The organism is Ruegeria sp. EL01 (assembly GCF_900313035.1).
Lineage (GTDB): Bacteria > Pseudomonadota > Alphaproteobacteria > Rhodobacterales > Rhodobacteraceae > Ruegeria.
The window spans coordinates 307,878-316,997 of record NZ_OMPS01000048.1; the positions used below are offsets into that span (position 1 = coordinate 307,878).

Genomic DNA, 9,120 nt, shown 5'->3' on the forward strand with positions numbered 1-9,120 from the left:
GGGTACGATCACCTTGTTACCGGAGACTATTACGGAACGGATCTTCACGACGCCGCGTTCCACGGCTGACGCAGACCCGGAAGACGTGGTTTATGACCCTCATCCTCCGCCCGCTTCTTCATCAGACGGCCGATCTTGGCCTCTGAATCCGGTGACACCTTCCCGGCGTTGAAGGCTTTGACGATCACCTTCATGCTGGATCGTAGGTTGAGGTGAAGATATCCGGTTTGCAGGGATAAATTTCCCCTTTGATACCTTGGATTATCCAATCACCGGTCTTCGCCTCGTGAACACCCTCAAGCGTCCCGATCAAAAGACTATCGCCGCAACTAACGACCTCGCCTTCACGCAACTCATCAATCGCACGACGTTTGTCAGTGACCTCACGAACAACCGCAGGAAACCATGCCGGACAAGTGCCCTTGATAACGGTTCCATTGGGAAGCGGATTGCCGACCAATTTTCCGTCAAACATGGCCGCTTCAATTTCAACAGGCTTTTTGCGATATTTCATGCCGCGTCACCCCCGCCGAAATCGATGGGGTGAACGATGTCGCTGTCACCCATGTTCTCGTCGACGGCCGCGTTGAAATCCTCGGTCTCTTCGTCCTGGACCATGGGTTCCGGGTTTTCGACTGGTTCGTCTTCGACCTCGGCCTCATCCTGCGGGCCTTCCAGATCCATTTCGCCAGTACCTTGACCGGCGACATGATTTTCCAGCATTGGCAGGATCAGTTTCAGCGAACGAACCTTGTCCATCGCCTTCTGCTGGCCGTTCTTCTTGTCCAGATCCTTGATGATGGTTTTGCCCCAGCCGACGGCGGTGTTGTTCAACCCCGTTTCGTCCAGAAACTCTTTGGTTTCAGCGGCGCTCTCGGACGCATCAGACGAACGTTCCCGCTCGCTGTGGATCATTCGCTCGATCTCGCTGATCAGCTGGTCATGTTCGACCTCGGGCCCGTCATAGGCCTCTCTTACCTGCTTACCTTCCTCTGCCATGATGGCCTCCTATGTGGATGGTTGGGATGGGGCGCCTACAACGCAGACAAAGCCCGCGCCCCATAGGCCCGGAAACCAGGTCGAAGACCCGTCGTCCGCGTAATCGGTTGAAATTCGGGCTGATCGCGTACACGTTGAACGTGTTTGATCAGGAGATTTGAGATGTTGAGATTGGCTTTGGTGGCAGCTGTTTGCGTCGTTCCGGTGACTGCGAACGCACAAACACAAGTCGGTGCTGCTTCCGTTCTGAGAACGGACAACGACTACATATCGATGAAAGCAGTGGAATTTGATTCTTGTGGCGCACTGCTGGATATGCCGTCTTTTTCGCTCTCCTGTCACTTCGAGTTCGGTCACGATGGCGTTCGCATGGTGCCGTTGAAGGAGGCTAGATTTCAGCTGTTCGATACGCAGTGTCTTGACGAGGCCATTAGCTCTTCGGACGATGTAGTCCGAGTTAAGTTCCGGTTTGACGGATATGTTGGAATGTCTGCTGATTTCATCTCGGCGGATCGGCTTTCCGAAAGCGATGCTCTTGGAGAAGCGAACCCCGAAAACAGCCTGTACGTTGATGACATCCAAACAATTGAAACCATTAAGCAATGGCTTTCGGTTACTCACTATACTGAGATTTCGATTCAGGGCGATGGGCGCGATCCGATCACCTATGTGTTCAACACTTACGGATTTGACAGGGCGCTGGATGTCGCCAGACAATGCAAATGACCGAGAAACCTCTCCGCGATCACCCATAGATCACCCTGACGCCGCCAGAGATCCCTCTTCACATCCCGAGGCAGGTTGAGCCGCCAGAGCGTCGTCAAATCCTTCGACCAACCTTCTGAGGCGGTTGTGACTGAACTCTTTTCCATTCAGGAACCGCCCCAAAGCAGATGGGCAGTTGAACAACTCTTTGCTCAGTTGGGTTTTCTTCTTGCCTGTTGCTTCCAAAACTTCGGGAAGAGCTTCGTTTGCTGCCTTCCGAATCACATCCTCAGATGCTGGAACATCGAACTTTCGCCACATAAACAGTCCTCACTTTGGACTGTGATAGTTTTTTAACTATTACCAATCAATAGTTTTCGAACTACTGTTCAGTGCAAAATGAACCCCTAGGGCGTCTATTTATTTGATATTGCTCACAAATAGTTTTTCGACTAATTTTCGACTATGACCACGCGAACAAAAAAAGTAGATCCCGAAACACTTCACCAGTGGGATGTGATCGAAACCAAGCGCCAACAACTAAACGCGGATAAGAAAGAACTCTCGCTTCTCGCGGGACGCCAGGACTCGTATTACTACCAGTCGCACAAGTTTAAGCGACCGATTCCGTTAGAAGCTCTTGTTGCGTGGTCGGAAGCCTTGAACATCCCAAGCGGAATGTTGTTCCTCGACGGCGAGGAAGATCCGAAGGCTAAGATTATGAACTTGGTCGAGCAGGCCGACAAATCGAAGCTTCCTCAGGCGGTTCGGATACTAGAAGCTTTTCTAATATCGTAAGCGCCTCTACTACCCCATCATCCCCACGTTCATTCTGTATTTTTTCGACCACACTAAATAGCCGCGTCTTCGAATCCATCCCGCTGCCCTTGTAGTTTAATATCTATTTCATAACTATCAAATGCACCCCTAGGGGGTCCTAATTTGATATCAATGGAAAATGAATATGACAAGTACATTACAACTTTTGGGAGATGAGCTGACCAAGATTGGCTTCGAACGATATGCAATTGGCACTGGATTTCATACAGGTGAATTGGATTTCACCTCCACATTTGATGATCAATGGCAAAAATTCTATTTTGTTAATAATTTTCAGAAACTTGACCCGTTACCATATTGCGCATTGGCTGGTGAAACACCGCTCAGGTGGAGCGATATCCACAAACGAATGAAGAAAAATCCGGTTATGAACGCGGCGCGAGACTTTGGCCTAAAGCAAGGGTTTGGGTTGTCCTGCGGTGGTTATGTAGTCAGCGCTTACCACGATGGTGAAGTTAGCGATTCAGATCTTAGTTTCGTACAATCATCAATGGCGCGGATCGTGCAAAGATCAGAAGTGGTTATCGAACCTCTCACGAAATCACAGCAGGGTCTTGTTGACTTGTTGGGTGTGGGGCTGCCAATGGCGCAGATTGCAGAGATCCTTGGTGTCACTCCTGACGGACTAAAGACAGCGAAACGACGTTTGTTCAAAAAATACCAAGTCAACTCCGACGCTCAGTTACTTCGGGTACTACGCAATCAATAGCCCAGTCAGGCACAGCCGAGACCTGAGCATTCCGAACTGATAGCGCGACGTCTACAACTCCTTAGGGACACCCTTAAGGAGCATTTGCATGCAATCAATAGCTGTGGATTTTTCAAACATCCATCAGGCAGGAAATGCCTGGAATGAATACTGGCAACTCAGGAAGGATGAGTTTGTCGACAAAAAGGGATGGGAACTTCCCCATACCGATACCCTTGAGTTCGATTGGTACGACAGACCAGGTGCACAATGGATTATCGTTATGGAAGACGGCCATTGCGTCGGCGGATCTCGCCTCCTGCGTACCGACGCACCCAGCTATGGGCAAGAAAGCTACATGCTTAAGGACGCCCAGGATGGCCTAATTAGTGGAATACCCGTTGAAATGATCCCCGCGGACTTGCCCAGAGATCATCGGATATACGAAGCCACCCGGTTCTTTGTTCGGCGCGACCTCAGCCCCAAAAAGGCAATGAAGGTTCAGAGGGAAATTGTCTGCAAGACGGCAACTACTGCTCGATCATTGGGTGGTGAGCAGCTTGTGGCGCTCATGCCGTGCAAAATCTATCGGATATTCCGTCGCTTTGGCTTTGAAGTCGTTGAACACGACGTGATCGCCGATATTGACGGCATTCCTCACACTGTAGGCTGGCTGAAACTTTGATAGTTTCTCAACTATTTTTTCTCTTGCCAAAATAGTTTTCAAACTATAACGATGTCTCCATAGCCCAACACCGGGCGCCCCGCCGAAGACGCGAAAGCAGATCGCGGGGCACACACAGGAGGCAACAATGATCACAGCAAACGACATCACCAGCCGATGCCCGGTCTCGGAGCGTCCTTTCTACGTGGTCTTTCGCCGTGGCAGCGATCACGAAACGGGCGCACCTTTCTGGTCCGGTGGATCGTTGGCTAACGACCAATCAGAAGCCCTGTTCAAGGCAAACGAGCCTCCGGTCTATCCTGACGCCGCCTATGATTGCTTCGTTCTTGCGACGACATTTGATGAGGCGGTAGCCCTCAATCGGTTAGGCCAGCGTTTCACAGACGCCGAGGTTGCGATCTACCGCAGCCCCTATCCAGCAATGGCGGCGGAGTGATCGACATGTTCCGCACAGTTTTTTCTTCCGACCCAAAGGCAACACCAGCCAGCGCCACTCACGGCAAATCACATCGGTCGGAATCCCCCGCGCATCCCGTAACCAGTGTTCGGTTTAACGAGTACGGGCGCGCGTCAGAGGGCGCTTCCTTTCCTCCCCACGCAGGGAAGCGCCCTCAAACCCTTAACCGAGCGTTCGAGCGACTGAATGCCCCGCAGATGCGCAGGGACAGCCTCTACGATGCGCTGCCCCCAGTCTGGCTGATGCTGATCGCAGCGGCCACTTGCCTGATCACGCTACTGGCGGCGGATACGCTCTACTCTTCATTTTTCCTTTGGATGACAGGAGTTTCGCTATGATCGATTTCATTCCCAGCGTTGAAGACATGGACGATACACCGAGCAATGGCACGGATGTCGTTCGTGATAGCGCGACGTGGGCGATGGCGCTGATCGTCTGGCTGATCGTACTGCCTAAGCTTCTTTCCTTCGTACCCATCTGAATGCCTCTCGCAGGGGTCCGTACTCCCTGCGTCCAACTGGCGGACGGCTTTCAACCTCGATTGAGGCTGTCCGCCCCTTTTCTACAGCGCAAACAAGAAGGCCATCATGTCTCAACAGGAATTTCTAAGAGCACCTCAAGTTGCAGAAATACTAGGTATCGGCGTTAGCACTGTTTGGCGGCACGCAAAGCAAGGGAAATTGCCACGATCCACAAAGATTGGGGGCTCTCGCCGTTGGGCGAAGGCTGATTTACAAAGAGCATATCCAAACCTTTCCTTTCATGTTGCGAGCCAAGAACCAGCACCCACAGCAAAAATCGTGGTGACGAACCCAGTTGCAGCGGCAGTACTGGATCGTATGGACGCGAATTCAGTCGTGGAGTTTAACCCGGACAGACTGCCGCGAAGTGGGGTCTATTTCCTAATACTGAATGGTCACGTTGTTTATGTCGGGCAGTCTCGAAACATCGTTCAGCGGATAAACACGCATCGAGCCGATAAAGCCTTTGATAAAGTTCAAGTTTTCCCCTGCGAACCCTACGAACTCAATGACTATGAAGGCTTTTTTATTAGGCTTCTGCGCCCGCCATTGAACGGTGATCCCAGCAAAACACCAGCAAGCAAGTTGTGGGATCGTTTCTACCACATGGAGAATCTATGAGCCTGACAATCACCGATATCCCAGACGGCCAAACCGTGCCTGGCCCCGGTGCGTACCGGATGAGCATGGATTGGTATCACAGCCAAGGTGTTTGCCCCGGCCCGTCGGTATCGTCGACGGGAATTCGCAAGGCGGCACTCGAAAGCCCGCACGCGTTCTGGAAGGCCTTTGACGGGAACCCGAACCGCTACCCCAAGAAAGACCATACCGACAGCCTGATCCTTGGAAAGGCCGCTCACTCATTGGTTCTGGGCGATGAGGTTTTTGACGAGAATTTCATCTACATCCCCAAGGATGCACCACGTCGCCCAACAGCCACGCAGATCAAAGCGTTTGAGAAGAATGGATTTTGGTCGGAGGCAGCGGAAGAAGGTGCTGAGTTTTGGGAGGCCTTTGACGCGAAAGCTGCAGGCCGTCTCTTGCTCAAAGAGGAACTGGTCGAGCGCATTTTCTTTATGGCGGAAAACCTGAACGCCAATCCGCTTGCCATTGAAATTTTGAAATCCGATTTGGTTGAGGTCTCGCTGGTCTGGCAGGACGAAATCACAGGGTTATGGCTGAAAAGCCGGGTCGATTGCATCCCGACAAATGGCTACGACTTCGGCGATTTGAAGACCTTCGCGCCCAAGGGTAAGAACCTGCGCCTGGCCGCACAACGATCGATCACAGACTTTGGCTATCCCTTGCAGATGGCAATGGGCCTTATGGGTGCCGAGCATGTGTTCCATACCACCGCAGAGAAATGCGGATTGGTCATGTGTCAGACCTCGGAACCATACGATGTGATCCCCACAATCGTTGAGACCGACACGCTGTATTGGTCGCGTGTCCTGATCCGTGATGGTCTCAACAAGATCAAGCACGGCCTCGATACCGGAGATTGGCCCGGCGCTGGGGCCGAGATCCTGACCTACGAATTCCCCCCATCAATGACCGAACGCCTGTCCGAAATGCAGGCCAACGGCGAAATGCCAAACCTTTGAACCGAGAGGAAACACCGATGAACAATTCCACCATTCTATTTCTGGTCAATGACGATATCCGCGCAATTGCTTGTGAATATGAGGAAAACGGGCCGATCACTGTTTTCAAGACGTTCGACCAGACCATCAAGGTTGACGATCTTGTCGCGGTTCAGACTGACACACGGCACGGGATGACTGTTGTGAAGGTCAAAAATGTCGACATCGACATTGATTTTGACAACTCCCCCAAGATCAAGTGGGCGGTCCAGCGCATTGATGCCGCTGCCTTCGACGGTGTTTTGGCCAAGGAAGGCGAAATCATCGCGGCCGTCCAAACCGCCGAGAAAAAGCGCAAACGGGCTGAGCTGCGGAAGTCTCTGCTGGCCGATCATGAAGATGAAATCAACACCCTCGCACTCGTCAATCACAAGGATGAGGGCGTCACCGAATAACCGTGACCTAGTGCCTAAGCCCCATAGGAGCGGTTGAGCAAACATTGCATGCGCAATGTTTGGAACTTGAGAGAACTTCTCTCTGCGTTCGGGGATTAGGGGGCAATAGCGCGTGGGGCCGTTGGGCGAAGTGCGTGTCTCCTAATCCCGAAACAAATCAAAGGATTACCCGGATGGACTGTCGAAAGTGTGGAGCGAAACGAATTACCAGGCGGCGCGCTGGTGTCTTCGTCTGTCGCCACTGCGGAGTTCAGCCCGGCCCGATGGGTTTGGATCGTGGCGGCGTCCCGCTGATCGACCCTTCCGAAGAAGATGAAAACACAGAGGTGAACAATGACTGACTTGGACTATTCCCCCTTGCCCGCCCACATGCAGGACGGGTTTCGCCTTTACATCGAAAAGGGCATTCCGATGGGCTCTTTTGGCAGGGCATTTCTGTCGAATGACTTGATGGGTGCTTTTAACCGCGCCGACGAAACCAACCGCGCAAGCATGTTCGATCTTTGTGTTTGGCTGCACAATCGAGCTCCGATTGGCTGCCATGGTTCGCCTGAGCGAGTCGACGAATGGATTCAGGCTGGTGGCCTGGAAGGTATCAACAATGACTGATCTTTCCAAAACCATTGCGCCAAAGAGTGATCAGCTGAACGCAGATGATCTGATCGCAGGGCCTAAGACGGTCACTGTCACCCGTGTACAGGGTCAAGAAGGCTCAGATCAACCGGTCTCAGTTTACTTTGAGGGTGACAACAACAAGCCTTATAAGCCCTGCCTCTCTATGCGCCGTGTTCTAGTACAGGTTTGGGGGGCAGATGGTACTGCATACCCCGGTAGATCTATGACGCTGTACAATGACCCGGAGGTCAAATTCGGCGGCATCAAAGTCGGCGGTATTCGCATCAGCCACATGAGCCACATTGATCGCGCTCAGTCTCTGATGCTGACGACGACACGAGCCAGGCGCAACGAGTACGTAGTTAAGCCACTCGCTGGCAGCAAGAACGAAGAGATTCTATTGCGGGCTCGCGAGGCAGCCGATGAAGGCAAAGACGCGTTCACCCAGTTTTGGAACAGCGATGAGGGTAAACGGCACCGTGATTTCTTGCGGAACCACTTGGCCGACCTGAAAGAGCGATCAGAACAGGCCGATGCTGCGTCTCAGAACCTTGCCCAACGCTTGCAGCAACAGAACGAGGCGGGGGAACCGTCTGAGCAGGAACCCGGTGATCCAATCGATAGCGAAATCCTTCCCGCAGAGGAAGACAGCCAGGATGAACCAGACGCGGACCCATCTGCGTTTGAGTTCGCCGAGGGTGTCACCGCTGCCAACAACGACAAGACGGCGGCTGACTGCCCCTATGGCGATGATCAGATCGAACAGAAGGCGCATTGGATGGCCGGGTTCAAACAGCAATGGGCCCTGAACTCGGAGGCCGAGGGATGAGCATGAGCAGTTTTCTAAAACCAAAAGAGGCCCGTGAGACGTTTGCTTGCCCGTTGGCACGCACATTCGACAAGAAGGCGGGCCCGAACTGTGACGCCGACAAATGCATCATGTGGCGCTGGCTGCCCCTTCCGGCAAGTGATCCCCGTTTCCTGGGTGCGATCAAGCGGGAAGAGGCGATGTTGGCTCAGGAAAAGGCCAAGGAAACCGGCGACAAAGCAAAGCCGCAACACCTGTACCACAAGAAGGCCGTCGCCAACGTGATGAACGATCCTGAGGCGTATGGGGTGCCCGCGAAGCCTGAGCTGGGTTGGTGTGGCCTGGGCGGTAAGCCGGAGGTCGGCTCATGAACCAGTTCAACCCGAACTTGCTGATCAAGGTCAGGTCAGATGACTTGATGCAGGAATGTGAAAAAATGCCTTGTGAGTTGCGCATAGCGGGCTTCATAGGCCTGAAGTGTGAGTCGCCCGAAACTGTTGTCGGGTGCCACATTGAGGGATCTATAGGCAAGGGCACTTCGACCAAAGTCAGTGACGTTTTCGTTGCTGCGGGATGCCGTCTTTGTCACGACCTTTTGGCCTGCGTTGACCCTCGCGGACACATAATCCGAGACAGTTATCCATCAGCGTTTTGGCACCAGGTCATGCGCGCCAATCAGGCGACGATCTCTCGATGGATAAGCGCAGGCCTGATCGTGATCCCCGACAGCGAATTGATTTGATTTCACAACGGAGAACCATCTG

At 52.9% G+C, this 9,120-nt stretch carries 18 protein-coding genes; 14 read left to right on the forward strand and 4 right to left on the reverse strand.

From position 1 onward, the window contains the following. Positions 1–44 precede the first annotated feature (44 nt). Genes D9K61_RS27125 through D9K61_RS25715 form a run of 3 tightly spaced genes read right to left on the reverse strand, consistent with a single transcriptional unit; the run spans position 45 to position 999 of the window. Entirely contained in the window at positions 45–194 is a 150-nt protein-coding gene (locus D9K61_RS27125) for a hypothetical protein (protein WP_162947033.1), read from the reverse strand. Continuing rightward, complete coding sequence (locus tag D9K61_RS25710) at positions 191–514, reverse strand: hypothetical protein (RefSeq protein ID WP_120636045.1); 324 nt, start codon at positions 512–514, stop codon at positions 191–193. Before D9K61_RS25710 ends, D9K61_RS27125 begins: the two co-directional genes overlap by 4 nt. Continuing rightward, the gene (locus D9K61_RS25715) at positions 511–999 is read right to left on the reverse strand and encodes a hypothetical protein (RefSeq protein ID WP_120636046.1); all 489 of its coding nucleotides are present in this window, start codon (positions 997–999) and stop codon (positions 511–513) included. Before D9K61_RS25715 ends, D9K61_RS25710 begins: the two co-directional genes overlap by 4 nt. Before the next feature lie 162 nt (positions 1,000–1,161). On the opposite strand from D9K61_RS25715, the gene D9K61_RS25720 reads away from it, so the two are divergent. Continuing rightward, positions 1,162–1,725 (forward strand): hypothetical protein, encoded by a 564-nt coding sequence (locus D9K61_RS25720; protein ID WP_120636047.1) that lies wholly within the window; start codon positions 1,162–1,164, stop codon positions 1,723–1,725. A gap of 30 nt (positions 1,726–1,755) precedes the next feature. Here D9K61_RS25720 and D9K61_RS25725 read toward each other — a convergent pair whose 3' ends face one another. Beyond that, a complete protein-coding gene (locus D9K61_RS25725) occupies positions 1,756–2,025 on the reverse strand; it encodes a hypothetical protein (RefSeq protein WP_120636048.1) in 270 nt (89 codons plus the stop codon). Between the two features lie 144 nt (positions 2,026–2,169). On the opposite strand from D9K61_RS25725, the gene D9K61_RS25730 reads away from it, so the two are divergent. From D9K61_RS25730 to D9K61_RS27945, 13 genes are all read left to right on the forward strand, one after another. Next, positions 2,170–2,502 (forward strand): hypothetical protein, encoded by a 333-nt coding sequence (locus D9K61_RS25730; RefSeq protein WP_120636049.1) that lies wholly within the window; start codon positions 2,170–2,172, stop codon positions 2,500–2,502. 166 nt (positions 2,503–2,668) lie between these two features. Then, positions 2,669–3,253, forward strand: coding sequence for an autoinducer binding domain-containing protein (locus D9K61_RS25735; protein WP_162947034.1), 585 nt, complete (start codon positions 2,669–2,671; stop codon positions 3,251–3,253). Between the two features lie 88 nt (positions 3,254–3,341). Further along, positions 3,342–3,917 carry an acyl-homoserine-lactone synthase gene (locus tag D9K61_RS25740; protein ID WP_120636051.1) on the forward strand — a complete coding sequence of 192 codons (576 nt, stop codon included), beginning with the start codon at positions 3,342–3,344 and terminating at the stop codon, positions 3,915–3,917. Between the two features lie 127 nt (positions 3,918–4,044). Then, positions 4,045–4,353, forward strand: coding sequence for a hypothetical protein (locus D9K61_RS25745; protein WP_120636052.1), 309 nt, complete (start codon positions 4,045–4,047; stop codon positions 4,351–4,353). Positions 4,354–4,358: 5 nt separating this feature from the next. Further along, positions 4,359–4,712, forward strand: a complete 354-nt coding sequence (locus tag D9K61_RS27130; protein ID WP_162947035.1) for a hypothetical protein — start codon at positions 4,359–4,361, stop codon at positions 4,710–4,712. After that, complete coding sequence (locus D9K61_RS27135) at positions 4,709–4,855, forward strand: hypothetical protein (RefSeq protein WP_162947036.1); 147 nt, start codon at positions 4,709–4,711, stop codon at positions 4,853–4,855. Before D9K61_RS27130 ends, D9K61_RS27135 begins: the two co-directional genes overlap by 4 nt. A gap of 106 nt (positions 4,856–4,961) precedes the next feature. Beyond that, a complete protein-coding gene (locus D9K61_RS25750; protein WP_120636053.1) occupies positions 4,962–5,516 on the forward strand; it encodes a helix-turn-helix domain-containing protein in 555 nt (184 codons plus the stop codon). Continuing rightward, positions 5,513–6,499 carry a PD-(D/E)XK nuclease-like domain-containing protein gene (locus D9K61_RS25755; RefSeq protein WP_120636054.1) on the forward strand — a complete coding sequence of 329 codons (987 nt, stop codon included), beginning with the start codon at positions 5,513–5,515 and terminating at the stop codon, positions 6,497–6,499. The genes D9K61_RS25750 and D9K61_RS25755 overlap by 4 nt, the downstream gene beginning before the upstream one ends. Before the next feature lie 17 nt (positions 6,500–6,516). Then, positions 6,517–6,933, forward strand: a complete 417-nt coding sequence (locus D9K61_RS25760) for a hypothetical protein (protein WP_120636055.1) — start codon at positions 6,517–6,519, stop codon at positions 6,931–6,933. A gap of 333 nt (positions 6,934–7,266) precedes the next feature. Beyond that, positions 7,267–7,542, forward strand: coding sequence for a hypothetical protein (locus D9K61_RS25765; RefSeq protein ID WP_162947037.1), 276 nt, complete (start codon positions 7,267–7,269; stop codon positions 7,540–7,542). Beyond that, positions 7,535–8,377, forward strand: a complete 843-nt coding sequence (locus D9K61_RS25770) for a hypothetical protein (protein WP_120636057.1) — start codon at positions 7,535–7,537, stop codon at positions 8,375–8,377. Before D9K61_RS25765 ends, D9K61_RS25770 begins: the two co-directional genes overlap by 8 nt. A 2-nt stretch (positions 8,378–8,379) precedes the next feature. After that, positions 8,380–8,727 carry a hypothetical protein gene (locus D9K61_RS25775; protein WP_120636058.1) on the forward strand — a complete coding sequence of 116 codons (348 nt, stop codon included), beginning with the start codon at positions 8,380–8,382 and terminating at the stop codon, positions 8,725–8,727. 47 nt (positions 8,728–8,774) lie between these two features. After that, on the forward strand, positions 8,775–9,098 hold the full coding sequence (locus tag D9K61_RS27945; protein WP_371688498.1) for a nuclease domain-containing protein: 324 nt from the start codon (positions 8,775–8,777) through the stop codon (positions 9,096–9,098). The last annotated feature ends 22 nt before the right edge of the window (positions 9,099–9,120 follow it).